This is a genomic window from Pseudoalteromonas sp. '520P1 No. 423', from assembly GCF_001269985.1.
Classification (GTDB): domain Bacteria; phylum Pseudomonadota; class Gammaproteobacteria; order Enterobacterales; family Alteromonadaceae; genus Pseudoalteromonas.
In genome coordinates this window covers 3,988,858-4,010,564 of sequence record NZ_BBZB01000001.1, presented here as the reverse complement: position 1 = coordinate 4,010,564, position 21,707 = coordinate 3,988,858, and the positions used below count along the sequence as shown (strand labels likewise).

The 21,707-nt window shown below is 35.4% G+C and carries 20 protein-coding genes; 9 read left to right on the top strand and 11 right to left on the bottom strand.

Annotation, left to right across the window (positions count from 1 at the left end):
• Positions 1–605: 605 nt before the first annotated feature.
• From PSA_RS25410 to PSA_RS18270, 6 genes are all read left to right on the top strand, one after another.
• A complete protein-coding gene (locus tag PSA_RS25410; RefSeq protein ID WP_157575792.1) occupies positions 606–743 on the top strand; it encodes a hypothetical protein in 138 nt (45 codons plus the stop codon).
• A 100-nt stretch (positions 744–843) separates the two neighbouring features.
• Complete coding sequence (locus tag PSA_RS18290; protein WP_042146962.1) at positions 844–1,323, top strand: RNA polymerase sigma factor; 480 nt, start codon at positions 844–846, stop codon at positions 1,321–1,323.
• A gap of 29 nt (positions 1,324–1,352) precedes the next feature.
• A complete protein-coding gene (locus PSA_RS18285; RefSeq protein WP_042146963.1) occupies positions 1,353–1,910 on the top strand; it encodes a hypothetical protein in 558 nt (185 codons plus the stop codon).
• Positions 1,911–1,989: 79 nt separating this feature from the next.
• Entirely contained in the window at positions 1,990–3,450 is a 1,461-nt protein-coding gene (locus PSA_RS18280) for an amidohydrolase family protein (protein ID WP_042146966.1), read from the top strand.
• Positions 3,443–3,982: a hypothetical protein gene (locus tag PSA_RS18275; RefSeq protein ID WP_042146968.1), complete on the top strand. Its 540-nt coding sequence runs from the start codon at positions 3,443–3,445 to the stop codon at positions 3,980–3,982. Before PSA_RS18280 ends, PSA_RS18275 begins: the two co-directional genes overlap by 8 nt.
• A 742-nt stretch (positions 3,983–4,724) precedes the next feature.
• Complete coding sequence (locus PSA_RS18270; RefSeq protein WP_042146969.1) at positions 4,725–5,135, top strand: hypothetical protein; 411 nt, start codon at positions 4,725–4,727, stop codon at positions 5,133–5,135.
• A gap of 57 nt (positions 5,136–5,192) precedes the next feature.
• On the opposite strand, the gene PSA_RS18265 is transcribed toward PSA_RS18270, so the two are convergent.
• The 3 genes from PSA_RS18265 to PSA_RS18255 all read right to left on the bottom strand — a co-directional run bounded on the left by PSA_RS18265 (position 5,193) and on the right by PSA_RS18255 (position 8,475).
• On the bottom strand, positions 5,193–5,828 hold the full coding sequence (locus PSA_RS18265) for a 2OG-Fe(II) oxygenase (protein WP_042146972.1): 636 nt from the start codon (positions 5,826–5,828) through the stop codon (positions 5,193–5,195).
• A gap of 47 nt (positions 5,829–5,875) precedes the next feature.
• On the bottom strand, positions 5,876–6,766 hold the full coding sequence (locus tag PSA_RS18260) for a LysR family transcriptional regulator (RefSeq protein ID WP_052380054.1): 891 nt from the start codon (positions 6,764–6,766) through the stop codon (positions 5,876–5,878).
• Between the two features lie 182 nt (positions 6,767–6,948).
• On the bottom strand, positions 6,949–8,475 hold the full coding sequence (locus tag PSA_RS18255) for a DUF3369 domain-containing protein (protein ID WP_042146976.1): 1,527 nt from the start codon (positions 8,473–8,475) through the stop codon (positions 6,949–6,951).
• Between the two features lie 251 nt (positions 8,476–8,726).
• On the opposite strand from PSA_RS18255, the gene PSA_RS18250 reads away from it, so the two are divergent.
• Genes PSA_RS18250 through PSA_RS18240 form a run of 3 tightly spaced genes read left to right on the top strand, consistent with a single transcriptional unit; the run spans position 8,727 to position 11,425 of the window.
• Positions 8,727–10,466, top strand: a complete 1,740-nt coding sequence (locus PSA_RS18250; protein ID WP_042146979.1) for a hypothetical protein — start codon at positions 8,727–8,729, stop codon at positions 10,464–10,466.
• Positions 10,466–10,786 carry a DUF2007 domain-containing protein gene (locus PSA_RS18245; RefSeq protein WP_042146983.1) on the top strand — a complete coding sequence of 107 codons (321 nt, stop codon included), beginning with the start codon at positions 10,466–10,468 and terminating at the stop codon, positions 10,784–10,786. The genes PSA_RS18250 and PSA_RS18245 overlap by 1 nt, the downstream gene beginning before the upstream one ends.
• A 48-nt stretch (positions 10,787–10,834) precedes the next feature.
• The gene (locus PSA_RS18240) at positions 10,835–11,425 is read left to right on the top strand and encodes a YjaG family protein (RefSeq protein WP_042146984.1); all 591 of its coding nucleotides are present in this window, start codon (positions 10,835–10,837) and stop codon (positions 11,423–11,425) included.
• Positions 11,426–11,478: 53 nt separating this feature from the next.
• On the opposite strand, the gene PSA_RS18235 is transcribed toward PSA_RS18240, so the two are convergent.
• The 8 genes from PSA_RS18235 to prmA all read right to left on the bottom strand — a co-directional run bounded on the left by PSA_RS18235 (position 11,479) and on the right by prmA (position 21,691).
• On the bottom strand, positions 11,479–12,285 hold the full coding sequence (locus tag PSA_RS18235; RefSeq protein ID WP_042146987.1) for a DUF2797 domain-containing protein: 807 nt from the start codon (positions 12,283–12,285) through the stop codon (positions 11,479–11,481).
• A 39-nt stretch (positions 12,286–12,324) separates the two neighbouring features.
• Entirely contained in the window at positions 12,325–14,793 is a 2,469-nt protein-coding gene (locus PSA_RS18230; RefSeq protein WP_193216531.1) for an EAL domain-containing protein, read from the bottom strand.
• A 208-nt stretch (positions 14,794–15,001) separates the two neighbouring features.
• Positions 15,002–16,288 carry a phosphoribosylamine--glycine ligase gene (gene purD / locus PSA_RS18225; RefSeq protein ID WP_042146992.1) on the bottom strand — a complete coding sequence of 429 codons (1,287 nt, stop codon included), beginning with the start codon at positions 16,286–16,288 and terminating at the stop codon, positions 15,002–15,004.
• 14 nt (positions 16,289–16,302) lie between these two features.
• Complete coding sequence (locus PSA_RS18220) at positions 16,303–17,142, bottom strand: class I SAM-dependent methyltransferase (RefSeq protein ID WP_231665292.1); 840 nt, start codon at positions 17,140–17,142, stop codon at positions 16,303–16,305.
• Positions 17,143–17,324: 182 nt separating this feature from the next.
• Positions 17,325–18,929, bottom strand: a complete 1,605-nt coding sequence (purH, locus tag PSA_RS18215; protein WP_042146995.1) for a bifunctional phosphoribosylaminoimidazolecarboxamide formyltransferase/IMP cyclohydrolase — start codon at positions 18,927–18,929, stop codon at positions 17,325–17,327.
• 102 nt (positions 18,930–19,031) lie between these two features.
• Positions 19,032–19,322: a DNA-binding transcriptional regulator Fis gene (gene fis, locus PSA_RS18210; RefSeq protein ID WP_042146997.1), complete on the bottom strand. Its 291-nt coding sequence runs from the start codon at positions 19,320–19,322 to the stop codon at positions 19,032–19,034.
• Between the two features lie 17 nt (positions 19,323–19,339).
• Complete coding sequence (dusB, locus tag PSA_RS18205) at positions 19,340–20,302, bottom strand: tRNA dihydrouridine synthase DusB (RefSeq protein ID WP_042146999.1); 963 nt, start codon at positions 20,300–20,302, stop codon at positions 19,340–19,342.
• Positions 20,303–20,812: 510 nt separating this feature from the next.
• Positions 20,813–21,691 carry a 50S ribosomal protein L11 methyltransferase gene (gene prmA, locus PSA_RS18195; RefSeq protein WP_042147002.1) on the bottom strand — a complete coding sequence of 293 codons (879 nt, stop codon included), beginning with the start codon at positions 21,689–21,691 and terminating at the stop codon, positions 20,813–20,815.
• Positions 21,692–21,707 lie beyond the last annotated feature (16 nt).

The following is a 21,707-nucleotide window of genomic DNA, read 5'->3' as shown; positions in this document are numbered from 1 at the left end:
AATTACTATAAAAAATAGAATTCTACAAGTCAGTTAAGTATCTATAGGGTTGTAATTTTTATTAAAGTATTCAATATGTTAGGTTTTGTATTGAATTCGTGGGGTATAAAGTGGGGTACCATTGATTTATCCCATGTATCTATTTACGTAAAAACAAACAGTTAACTTCTATATTGGCGGCATGATGTGATAGATTTTAAATCTATTACTGTAGCTCTAACCATTTAAACGGAAAGCCTGAATAGTGATATTCAGGCTTTTTTATTGGTTTTGAAATGTTTGTTATAAGCCTTGGCTTCAAATGGTGAATGAAGCGCTACCCTTAATACAAAATAGTGTAGCCATGATTGAAGGCTTTGGAATAAATATAGTACTGAGCAGAAAGTTAGAATTTTTTAGCTGAAGCATTAAGGCAGTGTTTGTTGGTCATTACTACTTTTTATCTCCCCTTCAAAACAAACACATTGCAATTAACCTCGAAAGGCAACCTTACTCCAATCTTGATACATGCAATAAATTCAATTTAGAAATATATAAAAAAAACTGTAAGGATTTTTACTTAATGACTACTTAGTAAAAGAATCATAAAATAATAGGGTATTATAATGAACCAAGTATTAAATAAGATTAAACAAAGTAAGTTGTCTCAACGTATCTTAAAAGTAGGGTTAGTTTATGTTGCTTTGGAGATAATAATTGCAGTTGCTGCTATTCTCTATGTCGCAAAAGAGACCATAATCTAAGGCTCTTACCACTTAATCACTTGTATCTCCGTTAATACTTCATCCGAAATGATAGCTATTAGGAATTAGTGGCTAGTGGAGTACTATATGAAAATTAAATATGAATAAAGATAAATTGCTTGAGGCGTTTTGGCCGCGCCTTTCCAGAATAGCTTCAACTTATGAAGCTATTCCTCAATTACAGCAAGAGCTTGTGCAAGAAATGGCTATGGCAATATGGCAGTCGTTGAATAGTTTCCGTGGTGACAGTTCAGTAGAAACATTCATGTATAAAATTTCGCATAATGTTGGCGTGGGTCATATAAAAAAGCAGGTAAAACAGGTGAAAACAACGAGTGAAGATTATGACATTCCAGTTGCTTCATCTTTAGAAAAAGGGCTCGCTAATGATCAGCAGTTAGACCGTTTGATGAGCGCCATTTGGCAGTTACCTTTAATCCAGCGACAAATAATTACGCTATATCTAGACGGTGTTAAACAGCAAGACATCGCGGAGATCGTCGGGATGAGTGAAAACAATATAGCGGTCAAAATCACCAGAACAAAAAAATCTTTAGCGCAATTAATGTCTAATGATTAGTTATCAATTTATATACGGGAAGAGAAATTATGAGCGATGATTTCGATATAGAGTCTTTATCGGCAGCTTGGCAAGCTCAAAATACCCCAAGCAAATTCACAAAAGAGCAAATAAAAAAACGGCTCATTAAAAAGCGACTGAGTTTATTCGCCGTAACGACAGTTGAATTAGGTATTATTTTTGCGGTTGCTTGGTTTTTAATAATGGCATTTAACGAGTCTTGGGCTATTCATTTAAAAGTGGGTCTTACCTTTGCGCTATTCGTCGGTGTACTCACCTTCATACTCATGTCAAAAAGCCGATTTAAAGGCTACCAAATGATTAAAAACTCGACAAGTGAATGCATTGAATTTGAAGAGCGTATGAGTCTCGAAGCGCTACGACGAGCAAAGTATACTAAATACCTTATTGCTATTTTTTCTGGAGCGGTCATAACTTCTTTTACCTATGAGTATTTATATATTGGAAGTCAGATAAGTGACCTCGCCGCACGTTATTTATTTGGCATCATTTGGTTAATGCTCGTATGGTTCTTTAATATTAATCAAATCAAAAAGCACAACAATTTTTTATCTAAATTAAAATAAAATTAATAAATTGTAAGGTTTTTTTTAAATACTCCACTGTTAGTTTGAATTTAAATTGAAGTTAATTTGTGGAGTTTTTATGAACATCTTTAAAATTATTACGACTGCAATATGTCTATGTTCTTCATACACAGCATTTGCCAATCAAACACCGAATAACCCTGTTAAATCTTTTAGTAATGCCAATATCGTTGATGTGAACAAAGGCGTAATTCTCGAAAACAATTTTTTAGTGCTCAATGGTGACACTATTGAGTATGTTGGCCGAGAGTTGCCAAAGCAATATTCACAACTTGATACTATTGATGCTCAGGGGCAGTACGTTCTTCCTGGTCTTATTGATACTCACGCTCATATCTCACTAGGCGAAGTGACCTTTAAAAAAACACGTGGAAAGCTAGCCATTAATGCAAATAGTAGTGATGCAATATCTGAATGGAATGCGAGGGAGTTACTGCGTTGGGGGGTTACCTTCATTAGAAACCCAGGTGGTAGTAGTGAACATAACCTTCGATACAAAAGCAACTTAGCGACTGGAAACCTTATTGGTCCAGAGGCGATAATTGCTGGTGAAATTATTAATCAAGGAGCCTTTGAAGGTTTAACCGTTGATATCAATAAAAATATGTCACTGCAAACAGCAATTGAGCAACAAAAGGCTGCGGGTATAGATATTATTAAGCTTTACGCTGGCTTAACTGACCAACAAATTCGGGATGCTATAAACATTGGCCATACACTCGACATGCAAGTTATTGGTCACCTAGAAGAAGTGAGCTGGACAGACGCTGCAAACTGGCAAATAGACGGGATAGTTCATGCTATGCCGGTTTCATCTAAATTACTCAGTAATGAAGCAAAAGAGGAATATCAGAAAAACAGTCGCCCTGGTCCTTTCGCTCATTTTGAGTGGTATGAACATGCTGATTTAAACTCAAAACCTATGCTTGAACTTTATCAAGCTTTACGTGAGAACAAGGTTCATATTGATCCGACATTAATCGCGTTTAAAAATAGTTTTTACGGTGATAGCCAACAAGTTATCGCACACCCAAACCTTGAATACGTTCACCCAGAGTTACTCAATAATTGGCAATCATTTTTCACATTTAACATAGGTTGGAAAGAGCAAGATTTCAGCCGCGCTAAAAAAGTGTGGCCAAAAGTACTGCGTTTTGTAAATCGTTTACACAAAGAAGGAGTACCGCTTACCATTGGTACAGACTTAGGTAACCCTTGGGTGATCCCAGGCTTTAGTGTGCATCAGGAAATGCAAATATTTGCAGATGCTGGCATTCCAAATAGTGACATCTTAAAAATGGCAACTATCAATGCTGCTAAACAACTAAATATCTCTGATCAACACGGCTCTATCGAGCAAGGCAAAGTCGCTAATGTTATATTCCTTAAAAATAATCCGTTGGAAAATATTGCTAATACAAAAACAATTACTCAAGTGTTTCTCGCAGGCAACTTGATTGATGCAAAATTAAGTCAACCTGAATATGTATTAACAAGCAAGGAGCAAGCGAATGATTAATTTCAAGAAAACACATAATTTAGTGGTCGTCTTTTTATTTACTCTATTTACCAGCACTATTGTAACTGCCAATGAAGCTGATAATGACGTTTATGCGAATGACTGGAAAAGTCCTGCAACAATTATAGATGCAATGTATAACATCATTTCGGCAGGCCCAAATGAAAAACGAAACTGGGACCGCTTTAGAGACTTATTTTTTGACAATGCAGAGATGTTGATTGCAATGCAATCGTCACAATTCTCAGGGATTATTGCGGCTGATATTGAAGCCATTATTGCTCAGACCGAATCGGCTTACGGCAAAACAGGGTTTTATGAATTTGAAACAGCAAAGAAGGTTGTTCAATACGGCAACATGGCCAATGTATACAGTAGCTTTGAGGTGAAGTTAAAAACCACCGATGAAAAACCCTTAATGAGCGGGCTAAATCACTTTCAGTTATTATTTGATGGTGACAGATGGTGGATCATTTCTAATACCAGTATTATTGACAACAAAACTTACAAGGGATCGCAGGTATTGCACTGATAGTAAGGTGAATATAAATTGTCGTATGTGCCTGAATTTTCTCTTTTCATAGATTTTGTAATTTTATTGGTTTAAGGCTCTATGTCCGTTATGTCTGCTATGCAGACAACGAGTCGTAACAATTTTAGAATCCGTATTGGAATAGTGGTGAACCACGATGTTTGTTTTTAACAAAAACTTTATTTTATTATTTTTCAAAAGCTTAATTAAGTTACTTGAGCTGTCGGGGTATAATGTGGGGTATCCCACTTGGTTGGTTTTATTTTTTAGTTGATTATCAACTGGGTAGGTTGTGAGTGGGCGGTATGGTTTATTTTATGCTGGTCTAAATTCTTAATTACTGCGTTGCTTTATTGCTCGTTTAAGAAAACATTAAACGTCGTAATAAAGCGCCTTGTACTAATACCAATTTTAATAAATATATGATCAATCTAAATGGTCTAAATCTACAATAGCGTCGTTCCTTTCAATCCCAATAGCGGGCTATTGCTCAATCAAGCGCCTAACTCTTGAAAATTTATCCTAATTTATATTTGGTCAATTATTTAATAGAACTGATATGAATGATTTACCCTACGTATAAATGGCAGTTGCTATTTTGCTAAAAAACCTGCTTAGGCAGGTTTTTTTGTATCTGCGATCTTTTTTAGATCATTTCACTACTTTGATCTTTGGCATGTTTCTTGTTTGATATTTGTTAAGGTGAGTAAATGACAAATTTTTGAACTTCAATGGAGGCAATATGCAAATTAATAGTGAATTATTGACTAATGTAACAGCAAGCCAAGAAACAAATAAGAAAATTTTAGATATGTTAAAACTAGATCATGAGGGCGATATTCAGTTTCATGTATATCATACACAAGTAGATGATAAAAAAGTATATTGCTGCTTATCAGGTGGTGTGGTTGAAAATAATGAAATCGTTTTTACACCTATAGGTTTAGGCGCTTTTGAAGCTTTATCTCATGTAGAAGTTGAACAAGATAATTATTATGCTGAAGAACTTAAAGTAGAGAATGGTTCTATTCAAGAACAGATAGAGGCTGTTTTTAATAAAGTGCCAGCTGATTCTAAAGTATGTTTTATCGGAGATATGACAGGTGAATTAAAATCATCTATCTCAGAAATTTTTCCACTTGCTTTAAATTGAGCGATTTAAATTAGCGAGTCATATAGTATAGCTGACTTGCTAACTTACAGTTTTGTTTTATGACGATGGGTCTAAGGTACCCGCTATCGAGTTGTTGGTTCTAAACCAACCCGCGATAGAGTAACGTAGATCATCGGCTGCGAGCACTTCATGTGCAAAACGTTCGCTTTGAAATACTACTAGTGTGCCAGCTTTGGGGCTCACTCTTGCTATCACATCGTTTGAATTTTCCGAGTAAATTAACAATTCCCCACCTTTTGATGGTGTATTTAAATAACATACAGTCGAAAATACTCTGTTTGAACGACCTTTAAAAGCATCTAAATGTTTTTTGTAAAAATCACCGATTTCATACTTCGCAAAGTGACTTTCATAATCAAATAAGCCCAAATAAAAAGAACGATTTAAGCTTGTTCTTATGTGCTCCATCAGGCTCAGGAAGTTTTTTTGCTCAGGATTACAGCCATCAAGCCAAAAAGTTTTATCGGTTCTTATTTTTTTATCTGTTTTGAAGTCTTGTTGTCGACCAATACCAGCTGGATTAAACTTTTCGGGGTGCTTTATACAGTCTTGATGTAGCTGTTTTATTAAATCATCAGGGATGGCATTTTCAATAACGCCATAGCCATCACTGTGAATCTTATCGAGTACAGTTTCAATAGTTTGGGAGAATTGTTTATTGTTGCTATCCACAAAGCGACCTAATAATGTTTATTTATAGGAGGCTAATTATACGTTAATTAAATTTTGGTTTCTGCATCTATATAGTTTAATAAATTTAATATGTCAGGATGTGTTTCTTTATCGCTAGCAACAGAAATAGCTAAAGTTAGGTCTTGAAATTGCTTTTCTGGTTTTATGATCACAAGTTCCGAGTTGTTTTCAATTTCATTAGTATGCTCTATACCTGCCAGTGCAACATGTTCAGCATCTTTTAAGTAACCAATTATTTGCTCAAATGTGCCTACTTTCATTGTGGGGAGCTTTTGCAATGATGCAGCCGTTTTTTGAAGCATTTTTTGAACTTGCAGATTTTTAGATAAACATCCAAGGATAGGGTAAGGAGTTAAAGTGCCTTTATCTATACAGGTATCTGAGCTCAGAGGGTGGTTCTTATTAATAAATAAAATGACTTGCTCAGGTAAATAAACTAAATGCTCTGTGATGGGGAAATTGTTGGGAATATGTTTTGAGCTATCTATTGTGATATCTAGCTCAGCAGAGGCGAGTTTATGGGATAATTCTTGGCTATTTTGTTGTTGAATTTCAATTTGAACGTCAGGAAATTTTTTCATGAAATTGTTACAAACAAATGGCGCAATAGATGCTGTGTTTTGTGTGATGCCAATTTTAATATGTGTTGTACTATTGTGATTGAATTGGTCTAATTCTTGTTTGAAATGAGAAAATTGATTTAAAGTATCTGTACAATATTGTAAAAAAAGTTCACCTGATTTAGTGATAGACACTGAACGCGTTGATCTTGTAACTAATTTACAATCGAGCTCTTGCTCTAATGTTTGAATGCTGCGGGTTAATGCTGAAGTGCTTAAATTACAATGCTCAGCTGCTTGTCTGAAATGACGAAATTTAGCTAGTGCCAAAAACTGTTCAAATTGTTCCAGTCTCACTTTATTTTCCTTTTAAACTCATTAATTGAGAGCAAACTCCTGCTGCTAATATCAGCTTTAAAAGCTGGTACCTCTCTATCTTAATAAAGTCCATAAGGTAATTGCAATAAAAATGAGCGCTAAAAGTGAATATATGGAAAAGTATTTAAGTATTTAGTGAAAAAAAGAATTTATAATGCTAATTAATCAGGAAAACTGTCTCTAATGGCAAGAAAAGCATCAAGATCATCAAGAAACAGATCTATCAATTTAGGATCAAAATGTTTGCCTCTTTCTTCTTTTAATAAGCCAATTATTTTCTCAAGTGGCCATGCTTTTTTATAACACCTATCACTACCTAAGGCATCAAATACATCGGCGAGTGCTGTAATTCTACCTGAAATATCAATATTTTCACCTTTGAGTCCTTGTGGATATCCAGAGCCATCCCATTTCTCGTGATGTTGATAAGCAAGTAGGGCGCCTTGCTGCAAAATTTCATTATTTGAATTTTTTAATATATCAAAACCTTGCTGAGCATGTGATTGCATGATGTCCCATTCATTAGCATCATGCTTTCCTGGTTTATTTAAAATCATATCAGGAATGGCAATTTTGCCAATATCATGTAGTGGTGAAGCAAATTTAATTATTTCAGCTTGATACGGGGTTAAACCATATTTAATGGCTAGCATATAGCTATAATTAGCAACACGCTTAACATGGCTGCCTGTTTCTTTACTGCGTTTTTCAATTGCTTCTCCTAAAATATATGACAGCTCTTTTTGCGATTCTCTTACAGTTTCACGTAAACATAAATTATCGTAGGCAAGGGAAATATTGTTGGAGAAAAACTCTAATAACTGATGATCTGAAGGCTGTAGCTTTGATGATTTACTTACATACAGCATGGTTTCTAAGCCATCTTTAGTGGGAAAGTAACCAACAAATTGATTATCATTTTTTAACGATTCTTTTTTATTATGCGCGTTTACAAAAAGCTCTTTTATTTCTTCAGGTACTTCAGTGTTTTCGTTGGTATCAGTAATTCCTGATGCAGCTAACAGTTTAAAGTCCGAAGCGGGTTTTGATTGGGAGTTAACTGCTGCGGCACAATATATTTCATTATCTTCTAAACCCATAACATCAGATACGTGATCTAAAATTGTTGAGGCAAACTGATTGACTGTATCGCATTGTAGGAAATGTGCAGAGGCATCTATAATTTTTTCCAGACTATGTTTGTGTTTTTCTATGGTTCTGATATCTCTATATGCCCTCAGTGCTGAGTATAATAAGGTTTTTAGCTTTATAGCGGTTAACTCTGTTTTGTTCTTGTAGTCATTTATATCATAATCACGAATAATAGACTCTTCAGGTGCCTCACCTGGCTGACCTGTTCTAAGTACTAATCTAACGTCATGATTTTGCGCATCTTCTCTGATATATTTTATTAAATCTAATCCTGCATGGGTTGTTTCCATTACAACGTCAACTAAGCAAACCGCAACATTTTGAAGTTCCTTAATTTTTGTTTTTGCCTCAGCTGCCGAATAAGCATGATGAAAATGAAGTTTTTTACCTTCAAAATTAAATCCAGACAATACAAGTTTAGTTACCTGATGAATATCATCTTCATCATCAATAACTAAAATGTCCCATTCATCTAAGTTATTAGCTATAGGAGATTGAGTTTCTGTTGCATCATTAGCGAATAAAAAATCTGTCACAGATTTAAGGCCCTCTTTTACTTTAATTTAAGCGTAGTATAGAGATAATTTAAATAACAATTTTTTTGACTAAATCTTTAATAGTTTTTGTTAGCAAAAAGTAAATTACTTAAATGTTCACTAAATGGAAGTGATCAGCTAAACTGACATAAATAATTACCTTAAGATTAATTCAGCTTGTATTAGTCTTTGTAAGTAAATGAATAATAGAGCAATCAATAATAATATAAAAAGCTCAAAGGGGATAAAAAATGGTGGGTTCTCAAAGTAAGCAGCTACATGAATTACTGCAAGCTTTTACTTCTACATCTGCAGTTGATGTTTTTCAACCTATGGCAGAAAAATTAGAGTTACAGCCATCGGAGGCTAAACGTGCACTCCTTAATGAAATATCAACTAAATATCCTTACATAGAGCAATCATCTACCCAATTGGTTGATTTATTAATTCCACAATTACAAGGTTTTATGCTATCAGCTTGCCAACAAGCTCTAGAGAAAGGCCATCAAGCTGCCATGGTTCAACAGCAATCTGATGAAGATGAGCAATTAAATAAGGCGATTCAGCAGTTAGCTGCTTTAACTAAAAAGCACTCAGTGCAATCAAAAGAGTTAGAGGCGTCTGAGCAGCTTAATATTAATCAAATTGAACAACTTAAAGCTTTGCAGAATGATAAGAAACGGAATGAAGATAAAAACTCTGAATTTAAAGAAGAATTGTCAAAACTGAAAATGGTGTTCGAAGATACTTCAGAAGAAAACTTAGCCATTAAAAAACAATTAGATGAATCTAAAGTTGAAATTGAAAAGTATCAACATATTGTTGAGCAAACAGAGCATGCTTTAACAAAGCAAAAAGAACATAACGAGTTGCAATCTACTAAGTTAAAAGAACTTATTACACAACGTAGTGAAGAAAATAGTTCTTTAGATAAAAAACTTGAACAACATGCTCAAGAAGTGCATTTATTGAAAGATGAAAATAAAGCACTAGTTACTACTGATGAGCAAAAAACTAAAATCCTCTCAGATAAAACACAAGAAATAGCGACATTACATAGTGAAATTGAAAGGTTTGATATTACCATTAAAGAAAAAGATTTAGTGATTGAGCGCCTGCAAAAGCTAGGTGACAGTTTAACCTCAAAAGAGCTTAATCTTGAACAAGAAAATAAAAAGCTTACCGAAGCGTTAAATGAATCTCAAAAAGCATTGGTGGGATCCAACGATGAACTCTCAAATATAGCGCAAACGAACGCTACAATGAGTGAATCAAATAATAAGTATCAAAAAGAAAACACTCGCTTACTTGAAGAAATGGACTCACTAGAGCAAAGCTTAACAGTTACTAAAGACGAATTAGCAACATTAGAGCAAGCTTCAAAAAATAAAATAGAAACCTTAGAGCGAGGCACAAAAGCACAAATAAAAACCCTTGAAGAGCAATCTCAAACTCAAAAAGAAGCATTAGAACAAGAATCTAAAGCCAAAATGGACGAATTAGAGCAGCAATATCAAGTTAAGCTTGAGGAGTTAGAACAACAGACTACAAAGCTTAAAGAAAACGCTGAAGTTTCAACAACAAAAAATGAAGGGCGCTTTAATGACTTAAAGAAAGATCTCAGAGAAGAAGCTAAGCGTTTAGAAGCATCGTTACTTGAAGCACAAAATAATATTGCAGCTTTAGAGCAAGATAAGAAAGAGTTTATAGATCAAGTTTCCCAGCTTAAAGAGTTGGAACTTGAATACAAAGATGAAATTTTAAAAAGCCGTAGTAAGCTTGAAGAACAAGATAATGAATTAAACTTTGCAAAAGGTCGAAATTCAAGTATGCAATCTAGGCAAGAAACTGAAATACATCAAGCCAGAACTGCATATGAAAGTTTACGCTCTGAAAATTTAGAGTATATTCAAACAATTGAAGATTTAGAAGCTAAGGTCATGGAGTTTAAATTAAAATTTGAATATGCACAAAAGCAGTTGGTTAGCTAATGATATCAGCATTTGATTGGGTGGAGACTTACTCTGCTCAAAATGCCATAGAAGCAAATCTTTTAAAAGGTTTGCTAGAACTCAATTCAATTATGGTATTGCTAAAGGGGGAGTCACTGTCTGGAGCGCTTGGTGAGATCCCAATAGATCAAACAGAAGTTAAAATATTAGTTCCTCAGATAAAACAGCGCCAAGCACAAAAAATATTGCTAGAATACCAATCTAAGCAACAAGATTCTGAAGACTGGCAATGCGCAAACTGTGAAGAGTATAATGGTTGCGGATTCGAAGTGTGTTGGTCTTGTTCGATATCGAAATAAAAGCTTTAATTAATAAAGTAGCCACTCCCAATTATATGATGGAAATAAATGAAAAAGCCTAATAACTTTCAGCGTGTTCGTGAATTAAATTATATGCAAAAAGCAGTATTAGCCGCTGCGTTATTAGAACGTATGTTACCAAATTATGCGCTATTTAGTGATGCTACAGAATTTGGTGATGCTAAAATTTTCAGAAATGCGCTCAATTCAATTTGGGAAAAATTAGTTTTTCCAAAAAGTAAAATTAACTTAGAGCTATTAGTTGATAAAATAGAGCCCAATGTACCAGAAATAGAAGACTTTGATATGTTTGGTGTTTATCCTGCAATCGATACTGGTACTGCTTTATTGAGTATGCTAAATGGCATGATGATTGAAGATGAACTTGAATTTGTAAATATTAGTAAAATATCACAAGCTTCAGTTGCTAAATTAATAGAATATCAATTAGGTTCTGATAATTTAAGTGCTAACAATGAAGCGATTAGAGAACATCCTTTGATGAAGTATGAAATTGAAGTTTTATCTGAATTAATTGATTATGTAGAAAGTATGGGTCGTATAAGCACAGATTCAATTAAAGGTTTAAAAGCAAAATCGATTGCGGATGGTCAAACTAATATTGGTATCGAAATCTAGTATTTATAAGAGTTAATAAGATAGTTGTTTATTAACTCTTATAAATTCAATTATTAAATACTTACTTCTATTTCATAAGAGCTAAATTTTCTGATATTAATTACACCATTATCAAAAATTAAATACTGACCTTTAATACCTTTTAAAACTCCGCTTACTTCTGGGTTTTTATCAAAGTTAAATGAGCTTATTTTTGTTGGAAATTCTAATACTGGAAATTCAAGCTCTACGACTTCTTCATCTAATTGTGTAATTGCTGTCGCGCCATACAACTGCGCAAGTTCGTCAAGTTTAGCTTGAATTTGAGGAATTAACTCTGCTGCTTTTACTTTTAAATCAATTTCTTCATTATTACCTTTAAGCATATTACGCCAATTTGTTTTATCACTGATAAACTCTGCTAAAGCTATCTCAACTAAACCTGATTGTTGGCGTGTTTGTACTGTAAATATAGGCAGCGCTTGTGTTGCGCCTTGGTCAACCCAGCGGGTAGGTACTTGACGGGTGATCCCAACTTTAAGGCCTGAGGTATTAGCTAAGTATACAGTGTGTGGGATCATACAGTGTTCTAAGCCCCATTGAGGCTCTCTACAAGTCCCTTGCTCGTGATGACATGTCTCGGGCTTCATCATACACATATCGCAGCTAGCAAGCTTACGCATACATACAAAGCAATGTCCTTGCGAGTAACTCTTTTTTGTTTTTTTCTCGCAATTACTACAGAATATATTTCCTGTATGGGTCAAGGTGAGTTTTTTACCTATGAGTGGATTTAAATCTATTAATTGATCGCCAACAGGTAGTTGGTATTCGATTGGTTTGACTAATGACGATTTTAATTTCGAAAGTGTGCCTTTCATCTTGTTATGCCCCTGACTAGTAAGAGGCATATAGTAGCTTTAATTACTTTTATAGTCAGCTAACCATTGCTGAAATTGTCCAAACTCTAATGGTTTAGAGTAATAGTAGCCTTGGCCAATATCACAGTGACAATTCAGTAGGTTTTTTTCAATTTCTGCTGACTCTATTCCTTCAGCCACAACTTTAAGCTCTAAGCTTTTAGCCATATCGATAGTGGTTTTAACGATCGTTAAATTTCTTTTTGATTCAGCAAGATCTAAAATAAAACTTTTATCTATTTTTAATTCATTAAATGGTAATTGTGAAATATAAGCTAAAGATGAGTAGCCCGTTCCATAGTCATCTACCGATACTTGAATACCCATTTGAGATAGGTTTTTCATTAATTTACTCAAGTGATTAAAATCACTCACCATCACAGATTCTGTTAATTCAAAATTGAGTAAATTATTAGGGATCTTATATTGAGCTAAAATATCTTTTACTTTTGTTAAAAAGTCATGGTTGGCAACATCTCTGCCGCTAATATTGATTGATAAATTATGTTCAGTGTAATTTAAGTCAATTAAAAGGCTTAACTGTTGGCAGGCAGTATTGAGTACCCACATAGTTAATTCGTTTATGATGCCAGTATCTTCTGCTATGCGGATAAACATATCAGGTGGAATAAAGCCATGAACAGGATGCTGCCAGCGTAATAGCACCTCGGAGCCATGTATTGAAGTGTCAGCTAAATTAATTTGTGGTTGATGAAAAAGCTGTAACTCATTATTTTGAATTGCTTGTTGAAGTTCAGTTGCAAGGGTGAGCCTTTGCGCAATATTGTAAGTATCACTTGTTTGATAAAAGCTCATATTAAGTCCTTCTCGTTTGCTTTTATCTAATGCCTGAAAGGATTTTTTCAGAATAATAGCTGCCGTTTCACAGCTTTCATTTGCCGAATAAATACCAATTTTAGTTTGTAAATTTATAAAAAAACCACTGAGATTTATATCTTTTGAGAGTGAGTTTTGCAGTTGAGTGAGCTGTTTGATGAGCTCTTGTTCATTAATAAATCGTGATGCGAGTATGGCAAGTACCCCATCTTTTGCTTTTGCAATTTTAATTTCTAAATTGTTTTTACGCTCAAAATATAAAAAATGACTGTCAGTATTTATGTGAAAATCGATATCATTAGCGACATAAGAGATCAGTGTTTGGCTTTCTTTATTGCTAATATAGGGTGCTATGGTATTAAAGCGAGATAGCTCAATTAAACATACAGAAAATCGACGATCGTTATCTATTAGTTTTTGTATGGTTGTTTCTAAGAAATTAAAGTTAGGTAAATTTAGCTCATGATCATGAGTCGCGTTGTAAAATGCTAATTCTTTTTGATGGCTCATTCGTTCGGCTAATGCCATTGCCATTAAAGTTACTTCAAATAATACACCGATTAAAAAAGCATGGCGGGCTAAAAATGAATACTCAATCACGCCTGTTAACATCATAGGTTGTATTGCCGCACCTATTATTAAAGGTAGCCAAGAAATGATATAGAACTTTGCCCAATGAAAGTTAATTGTGAGTTTTTTATAAATTAAAACAAAACTTAAAATATAAAATAGAAATAACACAACAAAAAATATTTGTGCAGCTATGTATTCGGGGATCCATAACGATGCTATTCCCATCACAGTCATAAACAAAGTGTAATACATAGCAAGGTTATAAAGTTTGTCTTTTTCTTTGTGATATCGAAGAAAGAAGATAGCAAAGAGCAGGGTGAAAACAGCAATTAGGTAATTAAGAGAGACAACCTGTTGCTGAAACACAGTTTGAATTGATTGCGGCCAAATAAGATGTCCAAAACCTAGTACAACACCCATTAACATTAAAACAGATATTATATAGCTGATATATATTAAATAAATACTGTCTTTTATACCAAAAAAAAGCACTAAGTTATATAAAGCTATCATTATCATAATACCAATAAATATGCCCCATATAAGGTAGATATCATTGGTTAAGATTAAAAAATCGTGGTACTCATAAATTCGAATAGGGGTTTTTGCAATGCCTGTTGTTTTTATTTTTATAAGTAATTCGGCCTCACCTTTTGCTGCAATATTAAATTCAAATGATAGGGTGTTTTTATCATTTAAGCTTAAATCTAAATTTAAGTCTCCCATTAACTTTTCATTTAAAATATTTAGGTCCTGACCAATTTGCATAACGTGCAATACATCTAACATAGGGTTATCAAAATGGGCGACCAATGAATGAGGGGTATTGGCTTTATTGTTGAGTTTTATCTTTATCCAGTAAGTTTGTTGAATAAAACTCCAAGGTATATCAGTTAAAGCACCTTGACTAAATAAGTTTGGCTTTAGCAATAATTCCTGTGTCGTCAATTTATCTGTGGGGTCTAATAAAAAAGCGGTATTACTATGAATTGAATATGTTTTATCTATGGCTCTTTGTGTTGGGTCAGAAATGGCAGATACTAAAAATAATATTAACATAATTAAAATTGTTAATATAAAAAGAGCATAAGTTTTTCTTTGGAAGTGCGCAGAAAGCATCAAGTAGTGAACACTAAATCATATGATATAAAGATATTAGCATTAGTTTGAATTATTTACTGTTTAAAAGTATTAATTAACTTTACAAAATATAAACAAATGTAAAAGTAATAGGGACGAAAGCCCCTAATACTTTAATTTAATCGATTTAGCTTTGTTCGCGTTCAATTGCACGATAAGCGATGTCTGTACGATACTCAACACCTTTCCAATCAATTTCTTTCACTAGTTCATAGGCGCTTTGCTGTGCTTCAGTTACTGTGTTACCAAGTGCAGTTGCACATAAAACACGACCACCTGAAGTTACAACTTTACCATCTAACTCCTTAGTACCAGCATGAAAAACTTTAGTGCCAGCTGGGTATTCTACTTTAAGGCCTGAAATTTCATCGCCTTTAGGGTAAGAGGCTGGGTAACCTGCTGCTGCTAATACAACGCCTACTGCAGCTCGCGTATCAAACTGAATTTCTGCTTGATCTAGCTCCACACGCTCAGCTGCTAGTAACAATTCAACTAAATCAGATTTTAAACGTAACATGATAGGTTGTGTTTCAGGGTCGCCAAAACGACAATTAAATTCGATAACTTTAGGTGTGCCATCAGCATCAATCATTAAACCAGCATATAGGAAACCAGTGTAGGGGTGACCTTCATCGTGCATGCCTTGCACTGTTGGAATGATAACTTCATTCATGATGCGTTGATGAATTTCATCAGTTACAACTGGTGCTGGAGAGTATGCACCCATACCACCTGTATTAGGACCTTTGTCTTCATTGTACGCACGTTTGTGATCTTGGCTTGTAGCAAATGGTAGTACATTTTTACCATCAACCATTACAATGAAAGAAGCCTCTTCACCTTCAAGAAATTCTTCAATTACAACTCTGCTGCCAGCTTCACCAAATGCATTACCTGCAAGCATATCTTTGATTGCATCTTGTGCTTCAACTTCTGTCATTGCAACAATAACGCCTTTACCAGCTGCTAAGCCATCAGCTTTAATTACAATCGGAGCACCATTTTCTTTTACATAAGCGATAGCAGGATCGATTTCTGTAAATGTTTGGTAATAACCAGTTGGAATATCATGACGTGCTAAGAAATCTTTTGTAAATGACTTCGAACCTTCCAGCTGTGCAGCTGCTTGAGTAGGCCCAAAGATAGCAAGTCCTTCTTCGCGGAATCTATCTACAACACCAATAACTAGAGGCGCTTCAGGGCCAACAATTGTAAGCTCAACTTTGTTTTCTTTAACAAAATTGATTAGCGCTTCAATATCTTCAACACCAATCGCAACATTTTTAAGTTTTGGTTCTAATGCAGTTCCTGCATTACCTGGTGCGACAAAAACGTTTTTTACTTCAGTTGATTGAGCGGCTTTAAATGCTAATGCATGTTCACGACCACCACTACCAATAACAAGTATGTTCATTTTTTTTTCCTAATTTAAGGTTTGGCTAAAGGTTTTATAAATTTTAAAGTCATGCGATCGCTTTCGCCTATCGCTAAATATTTATTTGTATCAGTTTCGCCTGATGCTAATCGCGGAGGAAGCGTCCACACGCCTTTTGCATGATCAGCGGTATCTTTTGGATTAGCGTTAATCTCACTTTTTGCAACTAAGACAAAGCCTGCTTGTTGAGCTAAAGCTATCACCCAGCTTTCTTTTACGTATCCTGAGCGTTTTGCTTTTGCTGAATGTCTTACTTCCGGTAAGCGGTGATCAACTAAACCTAATACACCACCAGGTTTTAAGGCTGCAAAAAAAGCTTTAAAGGCATTCTCAACACCTTCATTGTCCCTTTGCATATACCAATTATGTAAATTTCTAAAAGTGAGCACCATATCGGCGCTTTCTTCGGGAGCAATGGCATGGTGACTACCAGGATAAAACTCTGAAACATTTACTTTACTGTAGGCTTGATCAGTTGCGAGTTTATCTTTGTAGTTTTGTAATGCACGTTGGTAGTACTTAACTTCAGAATCTGAAGGGAAGTTTGCTGCTAAGTAATTGCCTTGCTCTGCTAGCACTGGTGCTAATATTTCAGAGTACCAACCAGAACCTGGCCAAATTTCAACAACGGTCATATTTGGTTGTAAGCCAAAAAAGGATAAGGTTTCTTTTGGGTGTCGGTATTGATCTCTATTTTTATTTTGCTGCGAACGTAAATCGCTATTAATTGAGTCCGTTAAGAGGGTATTAATATCTGTGGATTTACATGCAGTTAAACTGGATGCAAAAGTTAGAATAAATGCAGTTTTTATTATAAGTGGTGTTAATTTCATTTTTATCTCAAGATATAAAAATTTTGATAATTTGATTATTGTTATTAAGGACTCGAAAATAACAGAAAAAAAGCAAAGACCCCAATAAAACTTTATTTTTATAGCAAACAAGATTATATATGAAAATTTGTTTTGTTATAAAAACAAAAAAGCCGATATAAATCGGCTTTTTTTGTTGGTTTTTAGTGGCGGAAGTGACGCATGCCAGTAAATACCATAGCCATGCCTGCTTCATCAGCTGCTGCGATGATTTCTTCATCACGAATTGAGCCACCAGGTTGGATAACCGCTGAAATACCCGCAGCAGCTGCTGCATCGATACCATCACGGAATGGGAAGAACGCATCTGATGCCATTACAGACCCTTTAACTTCAAGGTTTTCATCAGCAGCTTTAATACCCGCTATTTTAGCTGAGTATACGCGGCTCATTTGGCCTGCGCCTACACCGATAGTCATGCCGTCTTTAACATAGATAATGGCATTCGATTTAACAAATTTAGCTACTTTCCAGCTAAACATTAAATCTTTCATTTCTTCTTCTGTTGGTTGACGTTTAGAAACAACAGTTAACTCGCTTGTTTCTACCATCCCTGTATCGCGATCTTGAATTAAAACACCGCCGTTTACACGCTTGATATCAACGCCAGATGTTTTAGCTGACCATTCACCGCACTCTAATAGACGTACATTCTTTTTAGCTGCAACAATTTGTGCTGCCGCATCTGAAACTTTAGGTGCAATAATCACTTCAACAAATTGACGTGAAACAATTGCTTCAGCAGTGTCTGCATCTAATTCTTGGTTAAATGCGATGATGCCACCAAATGCAGATGTAGGATCAGTTTTAAAAGCACGTTCGTAAGCTTCTAAAATATTATCACCTTGTGCAACGCCACATGGGTTAGCATGTTTTACGATTACACATGCAGGTGTAGTGAATTCTTTAACACATTCAAGCGCTGAATCTGTATCTGCAATATTATTAAAAGATAAAGCTTTACCTTGTAATTGTTTTGCAGTTGCAACAGATGCTTCTTCAATGCCATTTTCTACGTAAAAAGCAGCGTCTTGGTGTGAGTTTTCACCGTAGCGCATATCTTGCTTTTTAGTAAACTGAAAATTAATTGTACGTGGGAATTTAGACTCTGGAACATTGTTATTTTCAGCAGTCTCATCAAGTACGTGTGCAGGTACTTTTGTTCCGAAGTAGTTTGCTATCATGCCATCGTATTGTGCAGTATGCTCAAATGCCGCAATCGCTAAATCAAAACGTGTTTGGTATGTAGTAGCACCGTCGTTTGCGTCCATATCCGCTAATACGCGGTCATAATCAGTAACATTAACTATGATAGTCACGTCTTTGTTATTTTTAGCTGCTGCACGCACCATAGTTGGTCCGCCAATATCGATATTCTCGATTGCATCTTCTAAAGAACAATTTTCATTTGCGACAGTTTGTGCAAATGGGTATAGGTTAACTACAACCATATCAATTGCTGAAATATCGTTTTCAGCCATTACAGCTTCATCTTGACCACGGCGAGCTAGAATACCACCATGAATTTTAGGGTGAAGCGTTTTTACACGACCGTCCATGATTTCTGGATGACCAGTATGGTTTGATACTTCAGTGACCGAGATGCCATTGTCAGCTAGTAGCTTACAAGTACCACCTGTAGAAAGTAGTTCAACACCTTTAGCCGAAAGAGCTCGAGCAAAATCAACAATACCGGTTTTATCTGAAACGCTTAATAATGCGCGACGTACTGGACGAAGAGTATCCATTGTAGTTTTATAACCTCTATAGTGGGGTAGATTAAGTTGTTATTTAAAAGAGTTAACAAAAAAGCACCCGAGGGTGCTTTTTATGCAGTTTAAACTGCGTATTTAGTTCATGCCGTATTTTTTAAGCTTCTTACGTAGCGTACCACGGTTGATGCCTAGTAAGATTGACGCACGCGTTTGATTACCACGTGTATATGTCATTACTTCTTCAAGTAGTGGCGCTTCTAGTTCAGAAAGAACAAGCTCATAAACGTCTTCAACGTCTTGACCATTAAGCTGCTTCAGGTAGTGATGAACAGCTTTTTTAACTGCGTCACGTAACGGTTGCGGTTTCTCTTGTGACTGGACATGAGCGTTTGTAATAAATGGAGAAGTCACATTTTGTTCGAACATTGTCTTGTTTCTCTTTCTTAAATTGCTTGAAAATAATTATTTAGTACCGAAACTTGCTCTTGAGCTGTCTCTAGGGCATTAAATACACGCCTAAACTGTCCTTCTTTATCATGGGTTTGCAAATACCAAGATACATGTTTTCGTGCGATGCGCACTCCCATTACTTCACCGTAAAACTGATGCAAATTAACTAAATGTTCCATTAATATGCTTTCTACCTCAGCGATTTCTGGCTCAGGTAAAAACTCACCGGTTTTTAAGTAATGTGCAGTTTCCCTGAAAATCCAGGGTCTGCCTTGAGCTGCTCGACCTATCATGACGGCATCTGCTCCCGTGTAGTCCAATACCTGTTTTGCTTTTTCAGGAGATGTAATATCTCCATTAGCGACAATAGGTATGGACACTGAACGTTTTATATCCCTTATGGTGTCGTATTCTGCTTCACCTTTATACATACAGGCTTTTGTTCGACCATGCACGGCTAAAGATGCGATACCATTTCGTTCAGCTATCCTTGCGATTTCAATACCATTACGATTATCGGTATTCCAACCGGTACGAATTTTTAAAGTAACTGGAACATCAACAGCATCGACTACTGACTTTACAATTACTTCAACTAAATCCGGATATTGTAATAATGCTGAACCCGCAAGTTTTTTATTCACTTTTTTGGCTGGGCAACCCATGTTGATATCAACAATTTGGGCGCCATTAGCTACATTCAATTGTGCTGCCTGTGCCATTAATGTTGGATCAGAACCTGCAATTTGCACTGCGCGGATCCCTGATTCGCCACTATGGTCCATACGGTTCATAGATTTCTCTGTTTTCCATACTTTTGGATTTGACGATAACATTTCAGATACAGCTAGTCCTGCGCCTAAGCGTCGGCAAAGTTGTCTAAAAGGTCTGTCTGTCACACCGGCCATTGGCGCTACTATGACATTGTTTTCCAGTTTATAAGGGCCTATCTGCACTATGTTTTATGGCTCACCATTCAAGGGGCGCTAATTCTACTTTTTTTTCAGCAAAAATCAAAGGTTATATTTTGAACAAAAGTGCTTTTTTTTAATCTTTTTCTATTGACTTTCTATAAGCTCAAGGAAATTGATTTATTTTTGTGGTTAAGTAGCGTTAACTCAGAGAATTTAATGCTTGGGCTATAAACTCACCTAAGGTGTTTAGCCAGATATTTGAGTTTTTTTGGGTCTTTTTGTGTGGAAGGTGTTTTTTCAGGCATTGATTTAATAACTCATCACCAGCGGAAGCATTATTACTATCGAAATCTTGAATTAACTGATGGCAATTTTTAGATTGCATTGTATTTTTTTGAGGCTGGCTTGCACATGCAGTTACAAAAAAAACACGGAGATAATAAATAATGCTTTAGTGAATTTCATTTAAGCCTTCTTTAAATTTAACATTAAAATAGAGTTAGCATTTTTTAATTAAATGCTAACTCAATATAGGCTAAATAATATACTCGTTTACTTTTTTGTACCACTTACACGAACCCACTCGCCATCAATTTCAATTGGAGACAGTTCACATAAAGGCTGGTAAACATCACATACTGATTGTGCTTGCTCTTCTAAAATGCCTGATAGCGCAAACTCAGCACCATTTTTACCTAAACCTAAAATAACTTTGTGCAGTTCACGAAGTGGTGCCGCAAGAATATTAGCAACAACAACATCTGCTTTAAACTCAGGTTGGTTTTCAGGTAAATAAACTTCTAATTGATCTCTTACACCATTGCGCTGTGCATTATCTAAGCTTGCCTCTAAGGCTTGTGGATCGATATCAATACCAATAACACGATTTGCACCCAGTTTAATGGCTGCAATACCTAAAATGCCTGAACCACAACCAAAATCAACGACAGTTTTATCTGTTAAGTCTAACGACTCTAACCATTTTAAACATAATGCAGTTGTAGAGTGTGTACCAGTGCCAAATGCTAAGCCCGGATCTAACATGACATTTACGGCTGTTGGATCGGGTACATCTCTCCAGCTTGGGCAGATCCATAAACGTTCACCAAATTTAATTGGGTGAAAGTTTTCCATCCATTCACGTTCCCAGTCTTTATCTTCAAGCTGCTCAATTTTGTAGTTGAAGCTGTCTTTTAGCTCAGGCTTTTCTTGCAAATGCTCTATAACTTGCTGCATATCATGGCTAGCATCAAAAAGGCCGATAATAGTTGTTTGTGCCCAAAAAATCACTTCACCTGGTTTAGGTTCATATACTGGGCTGTTATCTGAATCCATAAAGGTTACAGATGCACTACCTACTTCAACTAAGTAGTCGCTGATCACATCGGCTGTGGTTTTTGTAGCTGGTATACGAATTTGGATCCAAGCCATGGGATTATCCTCTTTA